A 17,974-nucleotide genomic window follows, 5' to 3' on the forward strand; every position below is an offset into this window, starting at 1 on the left:
CTCAGTCCTCCCGGAGGACGTAACCGACGCCGCGCACCGTGTGGATCAGCGGCCGGCTGCCCGGCACGTCGACCTTCCGCCGCAGATAGCCGACGTAGACCGCGAGGTTCTTGGAGCCGGGTCCGAAGTCGTAGCCCCATATCCGGTCGTAGATCGTCGAGTGGTCCAGGACGATGCCGGCGTTGCGGACCAGCAGCTCCAGCAGCTCGAACTCGGTGCGGGTCAGCTCCAGCTCGCGCGCGCCCCGCCAGGCGCGCCGGGAGGGGCCGTCGATCCGCAGGTCGGCCGCCTCGACCACGCCGCTCTCCGCCGCCCGGGCGTCGTGTCCCTCGCCGGGCTCGCCGGGCCCGGTGCCGTCGGCGCCGGCCCGCGCCGGTGGCTCCGCGGTGCGCCGCAGCAGCGCCCGGATCCGGGCGAAGACCTCCTCGACCTCGAAGGGCTTGACGACGTAGTCGTCGGCCCCGGCGTCCAGGCCGGCGATCCGGTCGGCGGTCTCGACCCGGGCGGTCAGCATCAGGACCGGGGTGCGGTCCTGTTCGGCGCGCAGCACCTGGCAGACCTGGAGGCCGTCGATCCCCGGCATCATCACGTCGAGCAGGATCACGTCCGGCCGCTCGCGGTGGGCGGCGGCCAGCGCCTGGATGCCGTCGGCGACGGCGGTGACCCGGTACCCCTCCAGGGTCAGGGCGCGTTCCAGCGCGGTGCGGATGGGGCGGTCGTCCTCGGCGAGCAGCACGGAGTGGGTCACCCGGCAAGTCTGCCAAGGGCCCCTGTGAGGACCGAGAGGCGGTCGGGCCGCCGGGCGGTTTCTTACCGCGCTCTCACCCGGGACACGCCCGGTGCTTACCCGGTCCCGCCACGGTGGCCGGTGCCGGACGGGCCACCCGCGGGGACCGGCCGCGGGACCGGCCCGGCCGGTCACCCGCACGGCCCGGCGCCCCGGGTACGGCCCCTGGGCGCGACACCCGGAACCAGCGCATCACCGGAAGACGGCGCATGAAGATCACGCTCCTGCTGCACAACGCGTATGCCGTCGGTGCCACCCTGCGCGGCACGCTCGCGCTCGCCGCCGCGCTCGCCGACCACCACGACGTCGAGCTGGTCTCGATGCTGCGGCACCGGGAGGTCCCGCGGTGCGCGGTGGACCCCCGGGTGCGGCTGGTGCCGCTGGTGGACACCCGGGTGGGCAGCGACGACATGGCGCACCCGCTGTTCGGCGAGCCGGCGGTGGACGTCCCGATCGCCGACCGGCACCACCACCAGTACAGCCGGCTGACCGATCTGCGGGCCGCGGAGTTCCTGCGCGGCTGCGACGCGGACGTAGTCATCGGGACCCGCAGCGGCGTCAATGTCTACCTGGCCCGCTTCGGCCCCCGGCGGGCCCTGCGGATCGCCCAGGAGCCGCTGCGGTACGACACGCACAGCGGCCTGCTGCGAGCCGAACTCGCCCGCCCCTACCGGGCGTTGGACGCGCTGGTGGCCACCACCGAGGCGGAGGCGGCCCGTTGGCGGGCGGGGCTGCCGCTGCCCGGGGTGCGGGTGCTTGCGGTACCGGCCGTCGTCCCCGCGCCGGACGTCGACACCGACACCGACACCGACGCGGACGCAGGCACGGACGCGGGCACGGGCACCGACGCGGACGCGGACGCGGACGCGGACGACGGTACGCGGATCATCGTGGCGGCCGGCCGGCTGGTCCCCGGCGAGCGCTTCGACCTCCTGCTGGCGGCGTTCTCCGCGGTCTGCACCAAGGACCCCGACTGGCGGCTGCGGATCCACGGCGAGGGCCCGGAACGCACCCGGCTGCGGAACCTGATCGACGGGCTGGGGCTGACCGGCCGGGCCGAGCTGGCCGGGCCGCGGATGCCGGACGGGGCGGAGTTCGCCGGGGCCTCGATCGCCGCCTCCGCCTCGGACGCCGAGGCGTCCGGTCCGGCCCTGGTCGAGGCGATGCGGCGCGGCGTCCCGGTCGTCGGCACCGGCCGGCCGCCGGGCCCCACCGAGCTGATCCAGGGCGGCGGGGGCGGACTGCTGGTGCCGTGCGACGACGGGCGGGCGCTGGCCGGGGCGCTGCTGGACCTGGTCGGGGACCCGGAGCGCCGCCGGGCGATGGGCGCCGCCGCGCGGGAGAGTGCCCGCCGGCACGGCCCGGAGCCGATCGCCGAGCGCTACCGGGTGCTCGTCGAGGAGCTGCGGGCCACCCGCCGTTCCCGGTCCGTGCGCCGGGCGCTGGGCCTGGCCCGGTCCCGGGCGCGGACGCTGCCCCGGCAGGCCCGGCGGGCCTGAAACGGCCGGCCGCGGGCGGACCGACGACCGCCACCCCACCCGCACCACCCGCCCCATGCGCGTCGCGCGTTACTCAACTCGCCTGTTCCATAGGGAACTTCGGCGCGCCGATCTGGCGTCTCCGATCGTGCACATGCTGAACTGCTGAGGGGGCGGCAGCCGCTTCGAGCAGATGACGCTTCGCATTCCGCAAGTCCGACGGGCAGGAGGCCGCTCATGCTGCACGGCGTAGATGTCAGCTCCTACAACACCGGATATTCCGCCAAGGGATTGGACTTCGTTCTCATCAAGGCCACCGAGGGCCGTTCCTATGTGAACCCGCACCAGTCGGCACAGGCGGCACGGGCCCGGGAGGCGGGTGCCGTGGTCGGCTTCTACCACTTCCTGTGGCCGGGGAACATCGCCGCCCAGGCCCGCTATTTCGTGGAGCAATGCGCGTCGGTCCAGGGTGATCTCCTGGCCGCCGACTGGGAGACCACCGGCTCTGGCACCTACGCCAGCAACGCCCAGAAGGACCAGTTCCTCCTGGAGGTCAAGAAACTGCGGCCCAGCCACCGCGTACTGCTCTACTGCAACCGCGATTTCTGGCTGAACCGCGACACCACGTCGTATGCCGCGGACGGGCTGTGGATCGCCGACTACGTCACCGCCGGGCATCCGCGGATCAAGGCGAAATGGCGGCTCCACCAGTACACCGATTCGCCGCTGGACAAGAACGTCGCGGCATTCGACAGCAAGGGCGAGCTCAAGAAGTGGGCGCATCCCGCATAAAATCCTCCGGCAGTATCCGGACACGCCTGGCGGACACTCCGCGTGACACGATCGCGCGGCGGGCGAACAGTGCGTGACGAAACGCAAAAGGAGCACCCGTGACGGACCCGGCGGCCAAGGCCCTGCAGCAGGAGATAGCCCGCGAACTCCAGGTGCCCGCGGTATTCGACGCCGCGCACGAGATCGAGCGCCGGGTGTCCTTCCTCACAGCGCAGCTGACGTCGACGGGTCTGCGCTCCCTGGTGCTGGGCATCAGCGGCGGGGTCGACTCGACGACCGCGGGCCGGCTCTGCCAGCTCGCCGTGGAGCGGGCCCGCGCCGAGGGCCACGAGGCGACCTTCTACGCGATGCGGCTGCCCTACGGCGAGCAGGCGGACGAGAAGGACGCACAGCGGGCGGTGGAGTTCCTGCGCGCCGACCGGCTGCTGACCGTCGACGTCCGCCCGGCCAGCGACGCGGCGCTGGCCGCTGCCGTGGCCGGCGGCGTGACCTTCCGGGACGCCCACCACCAGGACTTCGTCCACGGCAACATCAAGGCCCGCCAGCGCATGATCGCCCAGTACGCGGTGGCCGGCGCCGAGCACGGCCTGGTCGTGGGCACCGACCACGCCGCCGAGGCGGTCTCCGGCTTCTTCACCAAGTTCGGCGACGGCGCGGCCGACGTGGTCCCGCTGACCGGGCTGACCAAGCGCCGGGTGCGCGCCGTGGCGCAGGCGCTGGGTGCCCCGGCCGAGCTGGTCCACAAGGTCCCGACGGCCGACCTGGAGACCCTCGACCCGGGCAAGCCCGACGAGGACGCGCTCGGCGTCAGCTACGACCAGATCGACGACTTCCTGGAGGGCCGGCCCGTCGAGGAGGCCGCCTTCGAGGCGATCACCCGGCGCTACCGCCTCACCGCCCACAAGCGGGCGCTGCCGATCGCGCCCTGAGACGGGCGGGGGCGCGGCCGTCCGCGGGCGCGCCCCCGGCACACATTGGTCATGCTCCGGCCAGGGAGCGGTCACCGGACCGGTGCTAAAACGTGGGCCCGCGCGGGCATGCATGCCGCCATGGGAAGCCACGAAGTGCGATCGGAAGATCAACTGTCAGTGGGGCCGCCTACTCTCCACGACATGGGAGACGCCCGCCTGCACGAACTCCAGACCGCGCTGACCACTGCCTCCGACCTCGCCTCCGCGCTCCGCGCCGCGCCGACCCGGCGGGACGCCGACCAGCTCGTCGACGTCCTCCGCCAGGCACTGACCGCCGCCAGCTCGCTGGGCGGCCGGACCACCGGCCCGACGGGCTGTGCCCTGCACCCCAACGGTGCGGTGGACCCCCTGCACGGCGACCCGGAAGACCCGCTTCCGCCGGGCTACGGCAAATGCCTGCTGTGCAACGACCGCCGGCGCCGGGCGGACGCGCACCCTCCGCACGCCCGCCCGTACACCCGCCCGCGCCCCCGGCCGCACCCGGACTGGCACCGCCGGCTGAGCGCGTAGGCCCTAGGTCCGGTCCGAGCCCTCGGGCTCGGCGCCGGGGCGTTCCTCCGCGGCGTCCCGCTTCCGGGCCGGCCGCAGCGCGATCCGGCCCAGCACCGCGGCGACGACCAGCGCGACCACCGCGAGCAGCAGCGCGTCGGGGACGCCGTTGCCCAGGCGGGCCGCCCACTCCTCCAGCCGGGCCTCGGTGTCCGCGTCCAGGATCCCGGGCAGCGCGCTGGTGCCGTTGAAGCGCAGGAAGAGCACGCCGATGGCGATGAAGAAGAGGCCGGAGATCAGCGACGTGGTGTGCAGTCGCAGCCGGCCGAGGGCGAGTTCGCGACCGCGCAGCCAGCCGCGGCTGCCGAGCCGGAAGCGGTCCCACAGCAGGGCCAGCAGGAACAGCGGCAGCGCCATGCCCAGCGCGTAGACGGCGAGCATCGAGGCGCCGTAGACCGGGGAGCCGCTGACCGCGGTCACGGTCAGCACCGCGCCGAGGATCGGACCGGCGCAGAAGCCGGCCAGGCCGTAGACGCAGCCGAGCAGGAACGTGGAGAGCGCGGTGCGCGGGGTGATCCTGGCGGCGGCGGCCTGGGCGCGCCGGGACGCGAAGCCCAGGCCGAGGATCTGCGCCAGGCCGAGCGCGATCACGACCCAGCCGCCGATCGCGATCAGCAGGTCGCGATGGCCGTTGAAGAGCCGGCTGGCGGCCGTGCTGGCGGCGCCCAGCGGCACCAGCGTCGTGGCCAGCCCGAGGTAGAAGACCCCGGTGCGGGCCAGCAGCCGGCCGGGGCTGGCCAGCGAGTAGGCGAAGAACGCCGGGAGCAGCAGGGCGCTGCACGGGCTGATCAGCGCCAGCGCACCGCCCAGGAACGCGGCGAGGTATCCGATGTCGGCGGTCACTTCCCGGCCCCCGCGCCGCCGTGCTTGCCGGCCGCCGCGGCGGCCTGCTCGATGGCCTGCTCGAAGACCGCGGTCTCCTGCGCGCCGGCGATCGGGCGGCCGTTGACCAGGAAGGACGGGGTGGACTGCACGCCGAGCTGGTAGCCCTCGTCCTGGTCCTTCTTCAGGGCCGCCGCGGCGTCCGGGCCGTTGAGGTCGGTGCGGAACTTCTCCAGGTCCGGCACGCCGGCGGTGCGGGCCATCTCGACCAGCTTGTCCTCGGCGAGCGCGTCGCCCTTGCGGGTCTTGGCGTAGAGCTCGTCGTGCAGCTGCCAGAACTTCCCCTGCCGGCCGGCCGCCCAGGACGCCCGGGCGGCGCGCTCGGAGTCGGCGCCGAAGACGGTGAAGTTGCGGAACTCGATGCGCAGGGTGCCGGCGTCGACGAACTTCTTGACCAGCGCCGGCTGGGTCTCACGGGTGAAGCGACCGCAGAACGAGCACTGGTAGTCGGCGTACTCGACGAGGACGACCGGGGCGTCCGGCTTGCCGACGGCGAGCGGGTCGCCGGCGGTGCGGCGGCTGGTGCGGGTGGCCAGCTCGTCGTACAGCTTCTGCTGGTCGGCGTTCTCCTGGGGTGCGGTGGAGGCGGCGCCGGGGGAGGCGGCCGGGGTGTCCCGGCCGTTCTCGACGGCCTTGCCGACCGCGATGGCGATGGCGATCACCGCCACCACGAGCGCGAGGACCGCGCCGACGGCGGCGAATTTGCGGGCAGGGGAAGCGGAAGCGGGCATGCGAAAGCTCCTGACGTACGGAGGGGTGTGGGACACAGGGCGGCCGGGGTGGTGGCCGGGCGGCCTATATCCGCAGTACGGGCAGGAGCGCGGTGTGGTCCGGGGTGGGCGCGGCGCCGGTGGGCGGGCGGGCCAGGGCGAAACGGTGCGGCAGGTCGGCGGCGAGCGGCCCGGGGGCGGTGACGTCCGGGGCGAGCGGCTCGGCGCGGTGCGGGGCGGGCAGCGGGGCGGCCTCGCCGGGGCTCGGCGCATGGCGGCCGGAGCAGTTCTTGACGGTGTCGGCCACCGCGATGGGGGCGGTGGCGGCGGGGTGCGCGGCGAACGTGGCGGCCGGCTCCGCGGGGGCGCCCCGCCAGAACTCGGCCGCGGCCGCCGCACGACCGGCGAGCCATGCCTGGTCGCCGCCGATCCGGCAGAGCAGCGGGCCGAAGGTGACCGCGAGGAGGAGCAGCAGGGTCAGCGTCGCCGAGCGGCGCAGCCGGTGCATGGTCCCTCCCCTGTAGCCGTCGGTCCGTGTCGCTTCGAACATCCCATCCTACGGATTGCCGGCGCCGGGGCGACCGCGGTGGCGGAGCTCACCTGCGGAGCACCCCTCCGCCAATGGCGGTATATCCACTCATTTCCGCTTTGCGGCCTTTGGTCGACGGCGGGCCGGCCTGCCATAGTCGTCCGCGGCGCCCCTCCCCCATGCCCTGCGGCGCGGGAGGTACTCCCGGCCGACGGCGGGGACCGGTCGCCGCCGGTCGCGCGGGCCTCCCCTTCCGCCCGCGGACGGCCGGGCACTGGGGCTCACCCCGCGGCATCCCGCGGGAGGGCCCCAGTCCCGTCCTCGGGGCCGGTACGCGAGGCGGCGGGCGCGGACGCGGTCAGCGGTCGGTGACCCGGACCTCGAACCAGGTCGTCTTGCCGCGCGGCAGCAGGTCCACGCCCCAGCGGTCCGAGAGCTTGTCGACGAGGAAGAGACCCCGGCCGCTGACGTCCATCGGCTGGACCGGCATCAGGCACGGCAGGCCGCGCGAGGGGTCGCGCACCTCCACCCGGATCCAGCCACGGCGGCGCAGTATCCGCAGCCCGAACGTCCGGGCGCCGGTGTGCCGCACGGCGTTGCCGACCAACTCCGAGACCAGCAGCACGGAGTGCTCGGCGAGCTGCGGCGAGAGGGACCACTGCTTGAGGAGGATGGCGGCGGTGAGCCGGCGCGCGGTGCGCGCGGACTGCGGGCGGGAGGGCAGCCTGACCTCGCCCAGGGTCGGGTCGCCGACCAGGTCGAGTCCGGCCGGCACCGCGGCGGCAGGCGCCGGTTCCGTGGGAGCCGGGGGTGCTTCCCCGTCCGCGCCGGGGGTCCCCCAGCGCGCGGCCGGACCGTTCCGCGGCCGCGGCTGCTCCATTCCATCGAGGCCCGCCATGCCCTCCATGATGGCCGTTCGGCGCCGCCTTGGGGGGCGGAACCTCCGGAATCCCTTGTCCGGAATCAGGGCCTCCACGCCTCTCCCTGGACATATGCCAACGGCAGCCGGAGGGTGGCGTTACCGCGCTGACCTGCGACAACTCCCCATGGGCGACGGGGCGATGAGGGTAGCCGATAAGGCTCCATTAAGGCGCAACGGAGTTTTCCGCAATTCGCCCACACGAGGCATGCCGTACCGGCCAAACCCCATACGCCCCGTCAACACCATGAACCTCAGAGGAACTTGGCCTTGCCGGGCCCTTCCTCGACGAAGCTGCGCATCCCGATCTCCCGGTCCTCGGTCGCGAAGAGCCCCGCGAACCAGTTGCGTTCGATCGTCAACCCGGTGTCGATGTCGGTTTCCAGACCGGCGTCGACGGATTCCTTGGCGGCCCGCAGCGCCAGCGCCGGCCCGGACGCCAGCCGCGCCGCCCAGGCGTGCGCCTGCGCGTAGACCTCGTCGGCGGGGACCACGCGGTCCACCAGGCCGATGGCCAGCGCCTCGTCGGCCTTGACGTGGCGGCCGGTGAAGATCAGGTCCTTGGCCTTGGACGGGCCGACCAGCCGGGCCAGCCGCTGGGTGCCGCCGGCGCCCGGGATCAGGCCGAGCAGGATCTCCGGCTGGCCCAGCTTGGCGTTCTCCGCGGCGATCCGGAAGTCGGCGCAGAGCGCCAGTTCGCAGCCGCCACCGAGGGCGTAGCCGGTGACCGCGGCGACCACCGGCTTGGGGAGCCGGGCCACCGCGGTGAAGGAGTCCTGCAGGGCCTTGGACCGGACGACCATGGCGGCGTGGTCCATGGCCTGCATTTCCTTGATGTCCGCGCCGGCCGCGAACACCTTCTCGCCGCCCCACAGGACGACGGCGCGGACGTCGTCGCGGCGGCCGGCCTCCTCGGCCAGTTCGCGGAGCCGGTCCTGGGTGGCGACGTCCAGGGCGTTCATCGGCGGGCGGTCCAGGCGGATGGTGCCGACGCCGTCGGCGACCTCGAGATGCACAGTCATGCGGGCAGGTTAGTACGCGTTAACGCGGCGCGCCGCCCCGCCCCGATCGTCCTTCCCCTCCCCCGGACCGCGGGTCCCTATGCGGCCCGCCACTGCTCCCAGGAGAGGTTCCAGTCGCCGAAGCCGTTGTCGGGCTGGATGGTGCGGTCGTGGGAGTTCTTGACGATGACGACGTCGCCGATCAGCGAGTTGCGGTAGAACCAGGCCGCCGGGGTCCCGGCGTCGCCGCCGCCGCGCTGGTCGTAGAGGCCGACGCAGCCGTGGCTGGCGTTGCGGGTGCCGAACGCGTCCCGGCCCGACCAGTAGTTGCCGTGGATGAAGGTGCCGGAGGTGCTCAACCGCATGGCGTGCGGGACGTCCTTGATGTCGTACTCGCCGCCGTAGCCGACGGTCTCGCCGTTCATCCGCGTCACCGGGTGCTTCTCGCTGATCACCATCTGGCCGTTGTAGGTCTCGGTGCCCGGGGCGCCCGCGGTGATCGGCACGGTCCGCAGCGTCTTCCCGTCGCGGACGACGGTCATCTGCTTGGTCCGGGCGTCCACGGTGCTGACCTGGCTGCGGCCGATGGTGAACGAGACCTCCTTGGCCTGGGTGCCGTAGACGCCCGGGCGGCCCTCGACGCCGTCGAGGTCGAGCCGGAGGGTGACCTTGGTGCCCGGTGCCCAGTACGCACGGGGGCGGAAGTCGAGGCGGTCGTTGCCGAACCAGTGGCCGGCGATCGGGACCGCGGGCCGCGCGGTGACCGTGATGGCCTTCTCGACGGCCCGGGGGCGGGTGATGCCGCGGCTGAAACGGATCGAGACCGGCATCCCGACGCCCACCCGCTGGCCGTTCTCCGGGCTGTACTGGCCGATGAAGGTGTTCTTCGGGACGAGCGTGGTGAACGTGGCGTGTTCGGCGGCCTGTCGGCCCCGGGCGTCCACCGCCACCGCGTCGACGGTGTACCGCGTCGAGGAGCCGAGGTGGCTGTCGGGCCGCCACAGGGCGCCGTCGCCGGATATCTTCCCGTCGACCGCGTTGCCCTTGGCGTCGGTGACCTTGACGGACCGCAGGGTGCCCTTCCGGGCGGTCACCTTCAGGGCGCCGCTGGTGGCCACCTCCCGCGCGCCGTCCTGGGGCGCTATCACCACGGCGGCCTGCGAGGCGGCGGTGTCCGCCCCGGTCCGCCGGGGCGACGCGGCCCCCTCGTCGCCCCCGCAGGCGGAGACCAACAGCAGCAGCGGAGCGAGCAGCAGCGCGAGCGGTGCGCCCGCGCGGCGCGCCCGCCTCCGACGCACCGGCTCCCCCGCCATCGGCTGGACGTTCACGACTGGCCCCTTCCCCCTCGCACGGCCCCCGGTCCCCCGCTCCCGGGCTCCGTCGACCGGGTGCGTGCCGCTACATAACCACACCGCACCGACAGTGAACTCCCCCTGGACGTCACCGTTTAGTCCCGAGTGATGGGTGGGTGCGCGGGCATGCGTACGAGCGCCCGGGGGTGTTCCGCGGGCGCGCCGGCGGGGGCCGGTTCAGTTCAGCGCGCTGCCCGCCCGCCAGGCGGCCCAGGGCATGTTCCAGCCGCCCAGGCCGTTGTCGGGGGCGACCGTGCGGTCCGGGGAGTTGCGGACCTCCACGGTGTCGCCGACGATCGAGTTCCGGTAGAGCCAGCCGGCCGGGGTGTCCGGGCCGCCGCCCCGGATGTCCCGCAGTCCGACGCAGCCGTGGCTGGTGTTGAGCCCGCCGAAGACCTCCCGCCGGGCCCAGTAGTTGCCGTGCAGGAAGGTCCCGGACCGGGTCAGCCGCATGGCGTGCGGCACGTCCGGGATGTCGTACTCGGCGCCGAAGCCGACGGTGTCGCCGTCCATCCGGGTCACCGCGTGGCGCTCCAGGATCACCATCGTCCCGTTGTAGGTGGGGTTCTCGGCGTTGCCCGCGGTGACCGGCAGGGTGGCCACCACCTTGCCGTCGCGGCGGACGGTCAGCGTGTGCCGGGCGGCGTCGACGGTGCTGACCTGGTCGCGGCCCACCTGGTAGTGGAGGGTCTTGTGCTGGATCCCGTAGGCGCCCGGTCCGGTCCGCACCTCGCGCAGCCGCAGCTGGACGGTGAGGCGGGTGCCCGGCCGCCAGCGCTCCCGGGGCCGGAAGTCCAGCCTCCGGTGGCCGAACCAGTGGGGGGCGACCTCGACGGCGGGACGGGCGCTGACGGTGACCGCGCGCTCGACGGCCGCGCGGTCGAGGACCGGGCGGTTGAAGACCAGCGAGAAGATCAGGCCGGTGCCGACCGTGGCGCCGCTCTCCGGCGAGTAGAAGCCGATGAGGCGGTGCGGGGGCGCGAAGGTGTTGAAGGTGGTGTGCCGGGTGGTGCGGCGGCCGGCGCCGTCCACCGCGACCGCGTCGACGGTGTACCGGGAGGCGAGTTCGAGGGAGTCGGTCACCGGCCGCCAGATCGTGCCGTCCCGGGAGATCCGGCCGGCGACCGGCTGGCGGCCACTGCCGCCGGCGCGGTTGACCTCCACCCGCTCCAGGCGGCCCTCCGGGACCCGGACCTCCAGCCGCCCGTTGGCCCGTACGCCGCGGGCGCCGTCGCCGGGGAAGATCCGGATCGCCTCCTCGGGGGCGGGCGGCGCGCCGCCGAGGAAGAGGTCCCGGTCGGCGCAGCCGGCCAGGGTCGCCGCACCGGTGAGCGCGATCAGCAGGACGTGGGCGGCGCGGCGCAGACGGGACGGCCGGGGCGTCGCCGTCCTACAGGGCGCGCGGCGGGCCGCCGGGGCGCCCGCCGGCGCGCGGTCCGCGCTGCGGCCGCCGGTGTCGCCCCCTGGTCGGTGATACTGATGGCCGGTCATATGCCGGATTGTGACGGATGATTCGCAAGTTGGTCGGTATGCCGCGAAGAGGAATGTCATGGACGCTCCGTTCCGCGGGCCGGGGCACGCGGGTGGCGCGGGGCGGCGGGCCGGGGGCGGGTGCCCGCCCGAAACGGCCCGGGAGCCGGGGGCGGGAAGCCCACGGCAGCGGGAAGCGTGAGGCAACGCCCGGTTGCGGGCAGAACAACGGTGCATCATCGTGCACCGCACCGCGGGCGGCGGCCCCGCGCCCGGCCGGGACGCTCCGGGCCCGGGACGCCGCCGCCAGCCCCGAGCCGCAGGAGGCCGGCACGTGTCCAGCGCACCCGAGCAGGAGGCGGTGGCGGACGAACCGCTCGCCCCGCCCGCGGACGTCCGCCCCGGCAGCCCGACGCCCCTGGGGGCCCGCTGCCGCACCGGGCCGGACGGCGTGGCGGGCACCAACTTCGCCCTGTGGGCGGGCGGTGCCGAGGCCGTCGAACTGTGCCTCTTCGACGAGGAGGAGCAGGAGACCCGCTGCCCCCTCACCGAACTGACCCACGAGATCTGGCACGGCTTCCTGCCCGGCGTCCGCCCCGGGCAGCGCTACGGCTACCGGGTGCACGGCCGCTGGGACCCCTGGACCGGTGCCCGTTGGAACCCGGCGAAGCTGCTGCTCGACCCGTACGCCCGGGCCGTGGACGGCGACTTCGGCGCCCGTATCGAGGCCGGCCCCACCGGACCGGCGCTGCCCGCCCAGCTCTACGGGCACGTCCGGGACTGGCCCGAGCAGCACATAGCCGACACCGTGCGGGACGACCGCGACTCGGCGCCGTACGTCCCCAAGGGGGTGGTGGTCGGCGAGGAGGGCGACGGCCAGGACGAGTGGCGGGACGACCGGCGGCCCAAGACTCCGTGGCCGGATTCCGTCCTCTACGAGCTGCACGTCCGGGGCTTCACCATGCGCCACCCGGGCATCCCGGAGCGGCTGCGCGGCACCTACGCCGGGCTGGCCCACCCGGCCGCGCTGGCGCACCTGACCCGGCTCGGGGTGACCGCCGTCGAACTGCTGCCGGTCCACCAGTTCGCGCACGAGGACCACCTGGTGCGCCGGGGGCTGCGCAACTACTGGGGCTACAACTCCCTCGGCTATTTCGCGCCGCACGCCGGCTACGCCGCCACCGGGACCCGCGGCCAGCAGGTCGGCGAGTTCAAGCGGATGGTCCGGGCGCTGCACGACGCCGGCATCGAGGTGATCCTGGACGTCGTCTACAACCACACCGCCGAGGCCGGCGAAAGGGGGCCGACGCTCTCCCTCCGCGGCATCGACAACCGCGGCTACTACCGCCTCCAGGGGGACCGTCGCCGCTACGCCGACTACACCGGGTGCGGCAACACTCTGCACGTCGTCCAGCCGCACGTGCTGCGCCTGATCACCGATTCGCTGCGCTACTGGGTCACCGAGATGGGGGTGGACGGCTTCCGCTTCGACCTGGCGGCGGCGCTGGCCCGCTCGATGCACGACGTGGACATGCTCTCCCCGTTCCTGGCGGTGATCGCCCAGGACCCCGTGCTGCGCCGGGTCAAGCTCATCGCCGAGCCGTGGGACGTCGGTTCCGGCGGCTATCAGGTCGGCGCCTTCCCGCCCCTGTGGACGGAGTGGAACGACCGCTACCGGGACACCGTCCGGGACTTCTGGCGCGGCGCCACGCACGACGTCCGCGACCTGGGCTACCGGCTCTCCGGATCGAGCGACCTCTACGCCTGGGGCGGCCGGCGCCCGTACGCCTCGGTCAACTTCATCACCGCGCACGACGGTTTCACCCTGCGCGACCTGGTCAGCTACGAGCACAAGCACAACGAGGCCAACGGCGAGGACAACCGCGACGGCACCCACGACAACCGGGCCTGGAACTGCGGCGCCGAGGGCGAGACCGACGACGGGGACGTCATCGCGCTGCGCCGCCGCCAGCTCCGCAACCTGCTGACCACCCTGCTGCTGTCCACCGGGGTGCCGATGCTGGTCGCCGGCGACGAGATGGGCCGCACCCAGCACGGCAACAACAACGCGTACTGCCAGGACAACCCCACCGGCTGGCTCGACTGGTCGCTGCTGGAGGACCCCCACTGGCGCGGCCTGGCCGCCCTCGCCGCCCGCCTGATCGCGCTGCGCCGCGCCCACCCCGTGCTCCGCCGCCGGGCGTTCTTCTCCGGCCGCCCGCAGCGCCGCGGCGGCCTGCGCGACCTGGCGTGGTTCGGCGCGGACGGCATCGAGATGACCGAGGCGGACTGGTACGCCCCCGGTGCCACCCTGGCCATGTACCTCTCCGGCAACGACATCCCGCAGCGCGACGCCCGCGGCGTCCGCGTCACCGACGACAGCTTCCTCGCCGTCCTGCACGCCGGCGCCGAGCCCCGGTCGGTGGTCCTGCCCGGCCTCCCCTGGGCCGGGTCGTACGCGCTCCTGGTGGACACGTCGGTCGAGCCGCCTTCGGACGGGACGGCCGAACGCCCTCCGGAATCGGGGACGTTCGCGGCGGGCGCCGCACTCACGGTGCCGGGGCGGACGGTGCTGCTGTTCCGCGCGGTGCCGGAATGACGCCCGCGGACCGGCCACTCCCCTGCACCTGACGCTACGTCATCTTTCTTGTCGGTAAGGGGGATTACCGGCCCATCGCGCCCCGTTCCGATCCGTTCCGGACGCTCGGGCCAAAACCGCATGAGCATTGTCAGTGGTGCGCCGTACGCTCGCGGGTGATGGCCACGACCACGCGTTCGACGTCCTGTGACGAGCGGACCGGAGCGGTGCGGCGCTCCGCGGTGCGCTCGCTGTTACGCCTGTGGCCGTTCGTGCGGCCGGTGCGGGCCCGGCTGTGCACCGCCGCGTGCGTGGCGGTGGTCGCGTCCTGCCTCTCGGTGGTCGTTCCGCTGGTGCTCAAGTGGCTGGTGGACGGGCCGGTGGCGCACCGGGACACCGGCGGGGTGTGGCTGGGCGGCGGGTTTCTGCTGCTGCTCGGGGTCGCCGAGGCGCTGCTGTTCGGGCTGCGGCGGTGGCTGGTGGCCCGGCCGACGGCGGCGGTGGAGGCGGCGATGCGCGACGCCCTCTACCGCCATGTGCAGCGGCTCCCGGTGGCCTTCCACGACCGCTGGGCCTCGGGGCAGCTGCTCTCCCGGGCCACCACGGACCTCCAGCTGATACGTCTGTTCCTGGTCTTCCCGCTGGTGTTCCTGCTGGTCAACGGCGCGACGATCGCGGTGGGCGGGGTGCTGCTGCTGGCCCAGCAGTGGTCGCTGGGGCTGGTGCTGCTGGCGCCGGTGCTGCCGCTGATGGCGGTGTGCTCGGTCTTCCAGGCCAGGTACGGGCAGGTCGCGCGCCGGGCCCAGGACCAGGTCGGCGATCTGACCACGGTCGTCGAGGAGTCGGTGCTCGGCATCCGGATCATCAAGGGCTTCGGGCGGCACCGCAGCCAGGCCCGCGCGTTCCGCGAGCTGGCCCGTGCGGTGCGCACCACCGAGCTGCGCAAGGCCCGGCTGCTGGCCGCCATATGGGGCGTCAACACCCTGCTGCCGGAGGTGGCGTTGGGCGCCGCGCTGGTGCTCGGCACGGTCCAGGTGGCCGACGGGCAGCTGTCCGCCGGCACCCTCGTCGCCTTCCTGTCGATGGCGTTGGCGCTGCGCTGGCCGGTGGACTCGATCGGCTTCCTGCTGGCGATGAGCAGCGCGGCGGCGACCGCCGCCGACCGGTACTTCGAGGTGCTGGACGAGCCGGCGGTGGAGGAGGGCGGGACGTGGCGGCGCGCGAACGGCGCGGCCGCCGCGGAGGGCGAACGGGGCGGCGGGGGGCTGGTCTTCGAGGGGGTGGAGTTCCGCTATCCGGACGCCGCCCCCGACGCCCATCCGGCCCTGCGGGGCGTCGATCTGCACGTCCGGCCCGGGGAGACGATGGCGCTGGTCGGGGCGACCGGCAGCGGCAAGACCACCCTGACGGCGCTGGTGCCGCGGCTGTACGACCCCACCGCGGGCCGGATCACCCTGGACGGCCGGGATCTGGCCACGCTCAGCCGCGAGGAGGCGCGGGCGCTGGTCGCGGTGGCCTTCGAGGAGCCGACCCTCTTCTCGGCGTCGGTGGCGGAGAACGTCCTGATGGGCGCGGCGGACGGCCCGGAGGCGGACCACCCGGCGGCTCTGCGGCGGGCGCTGCGGGTGGCGCAGGCCGAGGAGTTCGTGGCCGCCCTCCCGCAGGGCGCCGCCACCGGGGTCGGCGAGCAGGGGATGAGCCTGTCGGGCGGGCAGCGGCAGCGGTTGGCGCTGGCCCGCGCGGTGGTCGGCCGGCCGCGGTTCCTGATCCTCGACGACCCGCTCTCCGCGCTCGACGTGCACACCGAGGCCCGGGTGGAGGCGGCGCTGCGGGACGTACTGGCGACGACCACGGCACTGGTGGTCGCCCACCGGCCGTCCACGGTGCTGCTGGCCGACCGGGTGGCGCTGCTGTCCGGCGGCCGGATAGCCGCCGTCGGCACCCACCACCAACTGCTGCGGGAGAACGCGGAGTACGCGGCGCTGATGTCCGGCGACCCGGGGCGCGGCGACACCGGGCGACAGGAGGGGGAGGGCGCGCGATGACGACCACGGAGACCGACCGGCCGGCCGACGGCCCGGACAGCGACACCACCGGCGACGCCGCCCATCGCACCGGGCGACCCGCCGCGGACGGGCGGCGCCCACCGGACGACGCCCCGGACGCCTTCGAGGCGGATCTGCTGCCCACCCCGAAGGGCGCCTCCCGAGCCCTGTTGGGGTCGCTGCTGGCCCCGCACCGCGGCCGGGTGGCGGCCGCCACCGCCGCGCTGCTGCTCCAGCAGGCCGCCGCGCAGGCCAGCCCGCTGCTGGTGGCCTACGCCCTCGACCGGGTGGTGCCGGCCCTGCGGGCGGGCGGGCGCGGCCCGTTGGTCGTCCTGGTGACGGTGGCCGTGCTGTGCGCGGTGGCCGCCGGCGGCCTCCAGTGGGCCTTCGTCCGGCTCTCCGCCCGGGCCGGCCAGGACGTGCTGCTGGACCTGCGCGGCCGGATCTTCCGGCACTCCCAGGCACTCGGCCTGGACTTCCACGAGCGCTACACCTCCGGCCGGTTGATATCGCGCGCCACCACGGACGTCGAGGCGCTGCGCGAACTCCTCGAAGAGGGCCTCCAGGAACTGGTCACGGTCGTCCTCTCGGCGCTGTACGTCACCGTGCTGCTGTTCTGGCTGGACGTGGGCCTGGGCACCTCGGCGCTGCTCTCGGCGGTGCCGCTGGCGCTCCTGGTCCGCTCCTTCCAGCACCGCTCGCAGCGGGCGTACCGCGCCAAGTCCACCGCCACCGCGGCGGTCATCGTGCGGTTCGCGGAGACCCTCAACGGCATCCGGCCGGTGCTGGCGTTCCGCCGCGAGCGGGCCAACGACGCCGCCTTCGCCGCGCTGAACTCCCGCCACCGGCGGCTCAACGGCGACGCGATCCTGGAGATGGCGCGCTATGTCGTCGGCTCCCGCGCGGTGGCCAACGCCGCGCTGGCCGCGATCGTGCTGTGGGGCGCCTACCGCGTCGCCACCGGCGGGCTCGCCCTCGGCGTGCTGGCCGCCGCGACCCTCTACCTGCGCCGGCTGTACGACCCGCTCGACCGGATGGGCGTGTTCCTGAACGCCTACGAGTCCGCCGCCGCCTCCCTGGAGAAGATCGCCGGGCTGCTGGCCCAGCGGCCGACGGTCGCCGAGCCCACCGCTCCGCGTGCGCTGCCGCCCGCCGCCCCCGACCGCCCCGGCCGCGAAGTGGCCTTCCACGGCGTCCGCTTCGGGTACCGCACGGGCGGCGAGGTGCTGCCGCGCTTCGACCTCGCCCTGGCGGCCGGCACCACCGTCGCGGTGGTCGGCGCCACCGGGGCCGGCAAGTCCACCCTCGCCAGGCTGCTGGCCCGCTTCCACGACCCCACGGAGGGCCGGGTGGCGCTGGACGGGGTCGATCTGCGCGAGCTGTCCGGCGCGGAGCTGCGCCGCGAGGTGGTGATGGTCACCCAGGAGGCGTTCCTGTTCTCCGGCACGGTCGCCGACAACATCGCGCTGGGCGATCCGGATGCCGACCGCGCGCGGATCGAGCGGGCCGCGCGGGCGATCGGGGCGCACGACTTCATCGTCGCGCTCCCGGAGGGCTACGACACCGACGTCCGCAGGCGCGGCGGCCGGCTCTCCGCGGGCCAGCGTCAACTGGTGGGCTTCGCACGGGCGTTGCTGGCCGATCCGGCGGTGCTCATCCTGGACGAGGCGACCAGCTCGCTGGACATACCGGGCGAGCGGGCGGTGCAGCGGGCGATGGGTGCGGTGCTGCGCGGCCGGACGGCGCTGGTGATCGCGCACCGGCTGTCCACGGTGGAGTCCGCGGACCGGGTGCTGGTGATGTCCGACGGCCGGATCGTCGAGGACGGCGCCCCGGCCGCGCTGATCGCCGACGGCGGCCGGTACGCGGCTCTGCACCGGGCCTGGCGGACGAGTGTGTCCTGAGCGACGG

At 74.4% G+C, this 17,974-nt stretch carries 15 protein-coding genes; 7 read left to right on the plus strand and 8 right to left on the minus strand.

Annotated features, from left to right (window positions below):
* Position 1: 1 nt before the first annotated feature.
* Positions 2-748, minus strand: coding sequence for a response regulator transcription factor (locus SNOUR_RS13640; protein WP_067346793.1), 747 nt, complete (start codon positions 746-748; stop codon positions 2-4).
* A 248-nt stretch (positions 749-996) separates the two neighbouring features.
* Here SNOUR_RS13640 and SNOUR_RS13645 point away from each other — a divergent pair, with 248 nt between their 5' ends.
* The 4 genes from SNOUR_RS13645 (at position 997) to SNOUR_RS13660 (ending at position 4,538) form a co-directional block, all read left to right on the plus strand.
* On the plus strand, positions 997-2,286 hold the full coding sequence (locus SNOUR_RS13645) for a glycosyltransferase (RefSeq protein WP_067346794.1): 1,290 nt from the start codon (positions 997-999) through the stop codon (positions 2,284-2,286).
* A gap of 216 nt (positions 2,287-2,502) precedes the next feature.
* Positions 2,503-3,057: a glycoside hydrolase family 25 protein gene (locus SNOUR_RS13650; RefSeq protein ID WP_067346796.1), complete on the plus strand. Its 555-nt coding sequence runs from the start codon at positions 2,503-2,505 to the stop codon at positions 3,055-3,057.
* Positions 3,058-3,155: 98 nt separating this feature from the next.
* A complete protein-coding gene (gene nadE, locus SNOUR_RS13655) occupies positions 3,156-3,986 on the plus strand; it encodes an NAD(+) synthase (protein ID WP_067346798.1) in 831 nt (276 codons plus the stop codon).
* A gap of 183 nt (positions 3,987-4,169) precedes the next feature.
* Positions 4,170-4,538 carry a hypothetical protein gene (locus SNOUR_RS13660; protein WP_067346799.1) on the plus strand — a complete coding sequence of 123 codons (369 nt, stop codon included), beginning with the start codon at positions 4,170-4,172 and terminating at the stop codon, positions 4,536-4,538.
* A 3-nt stretch (positions 4,539-4,541) separates the two neighbouring features.
* On the opposite strand, the gene SNOUR_RS13665 is transcribed toward SNOUR_RS13660, so the two are convergent.
* The 7 genes from SNOUR_RS13665 to SNOUR_RS13695 all read right to left on the minus strand — a co-directional run bounded on the left by SNOUR_RS13665 (position 4,542) and on the right by SNOUR_RS13695 (position 11,461).
* The gene (locus tag SNOUR_RS13665; protein ID WP_067346801.1) at positions 4,542-5,420 is read right to left on the minus strand and encodes a cytochrome c biogenesis CcdA family protein; all 879 of its coding nucleotides are present in this window, start codon (positions 5,418-5,420) and stop codon (positions 4,542-4,544) included.
* Entirely contained in the window at positions 5,417-6,190 is a 774-nt protein-coding gene (locus tag SNOUR_RS13670) for a DsbA family protein (RefSeq protein WP_067346803.1), read from the minus strand. The genes SNOUR_RS13665 and SNOUR_RS13670 overlap by 4 nt, the downstream gene beginning before the upstream one ends.
* Positions 6,191-6,254: 64 nt before the next feature.
* Complete coding sequence (locus SNOUR_RS13675; protein ID WP_159425857.1) at positions 6,255-6,719, minus strand: hypothetical protein; 465 nt, start codon at positions 6,717-6,719, stop codon at positions 6,255-6,257.
* A 337-nt stretch (positions 6,720-7,056) separates the two neighbouring features.
* Complete coding sequence (locus SNOUR_RS13680; RefSeq protein ID WP_359665497.1) at positions 7,057-7,596, minus strand: ATP-binding protein; 540 nt, start codon at positions 7,594-7,596, stop codon at positions 7,057-7,059.
* A 275-nt stretch (positions 7,597-7,871) separates the two neighbouring features.
* Positions 7,872-8,639 (minus strand): enoyl-CoA hydratase/isomerase family protein, encoded by a 768-nt coding sequence (locus SNOUR_RS13685; RefSeq protein ID WP_039632643.1) that lies wholly within the window; start codon positions 8,637-8,639, stop codon positions 7,872-7,874.
* Between the two features lie 77 nt (positions 8,640-8,716).
* Entirely contained in the window at positions 8,717-9,946 is a 1,230-nt protein-coding gene (locus SNOUR_RS13690) for a L,D-transpeptidase (RefSeq protein WP_067346806.1), read from the minus strand.
* Between the two features lie 201 nt (positions 9,947-10,147).
* Positions 10,148-11,461, minus strand: coding sequence for a L,D-transpeptidase (locus SNOUR_RS13695; RefSeq protein WP_067346808.1), 1,314 nt, complete (start codon positions 11,459-11,461; stop codon positions 10,148-10,150).
* 313 nt (positions 11,462-11,774) lie between these two features.
* On the opposite strand from SNOUR_RS13695, the gene glgX reads away from it, so the two are divergent.
* From glgX to SNOUR_RS13710, 3 genes are all read left to right on the plus strand, one after another.
* Positions 11,775-14,039: a glycogen debranching protein GlgX gene (glgX, locus tag SNOUR_RS13700; RefSeq protein WP_067346809.1), complete on the plus strand. Its 2,265-nt coding sequence runs from the start codon at positions 11,775-11,777 to the stop codon at positions 14,037-14,039.
* Between the two features lie 158 nt (positions 14,040-14,197).
* Positions 14,198-16,063: an ABC transporter ATP-binding protein gene (locus tag SNOUR_RS13705; RefSeq protein ID WP_067346811.1), complete on the plus strand. Its 1,866-nt coding sequence runs from the start codon at positions 14,198-14,200 to the stop codon at positions 16,061-16,063.
* The gene (locus SNOUR_RS13710; protein ID WP_067346813.1) at positions 16,060-17,967 is read left to right on the plus strand and encodes an ABC transporter ATP-binding protein; all 1,908 of its coding nucleotides are present in this window, start codon (positions 16,060-16,062) and stop codon (positions 17,965-17,967) included. The genes SNOUR_RS13705 and SNOUR_RS13710 overlap by 4 nt, the downstream gene beginning before the upstream one ends.
* Positions 17,968-17,974: the final 7 nt, after the last annotated feature.

It is taken from the genome of Streptomyces noursei ATCC 11455 (assembly GCF_001704275.1).
GTDB lineage: Bacteria > Actinomycetota > Actinomycetes > Streptomycetales > Streptomycetaceae > Streptomyces > Streptomyces noursei.

Bases quoted from the DNA above. Each gene is read 5' to 3' on its own strand.
- SNOUR_RS13645 (WP_067346794.1), top strand. From the start codon at position 997: ATGAAGATCACGCTCCTGCTGCACAACGCGTATGCCGTCGGTGCCACC.
- SNOUR_RS13650 (WP_067346796.1), top strand. From the start codon at position 2,503: ATGCTGCACGGCGTAGATGTCAGCTCCTACAACACCGGATATTCCGCC.
- SNOUR_RS13660 (WP_067346799.1), top strand. From the start codon at position 4,170: ATGGGAGACGCCCGCCTGCACGAACTCCAGACCGCGCTGACCACTGCC.
- SNOUR_RS13670 (WP_067346803.1), bottom strand. From the start codon at position 6,190: ATGCCCGCTTCCGCTTCCCCTGCCCGCAAATTCGCCGCCGTCGGCGCG.
- SNOUR_RS13675 (WP_159425857.1), bottom strand. From the start codon at position 6,719: ATGTTCGAAGCGACACGGACCGACGGCTACAGGGGAGGGACCATGCAC.
- SNOUR_RS13680 (WP_359665497.1), bottom strand. From the start codon at position 7,596: ATGGCGGGCCTCGATGGAATGGAGCAGCCGCGGCCGCGGAACGGTCCG.
- SNOUR_RS13685 (WP_039632643.1), bottom strand. From the start codon at position 8,639: ATGACTGTGCATCTCGAGGTCGCCGACGGCGTCGGCACCATCCGCCTG.
- SNOUR_RS13695 (WP_067346808.1), bottom strand. From the start codon at position 11,461: ATGACCGGCCATCAGTATCACCGACCAGGGGGCGACACCGGCGGCCGC.
- SNOUR_RS13705 (WP_067346811.1), top strand. From the start codon at position 14,198: ATGGCCACGACCACGCGTTCGACGTCCTGTGACGAGCGGACCGGAGCG.
- SNOUR_RS13710 (WP_067346813.1), top strand. From the start codon at position 16,060: ATGACGACCACGGAGACCGACCGGCCGGCCGACGGCCCGGACAGCGAC.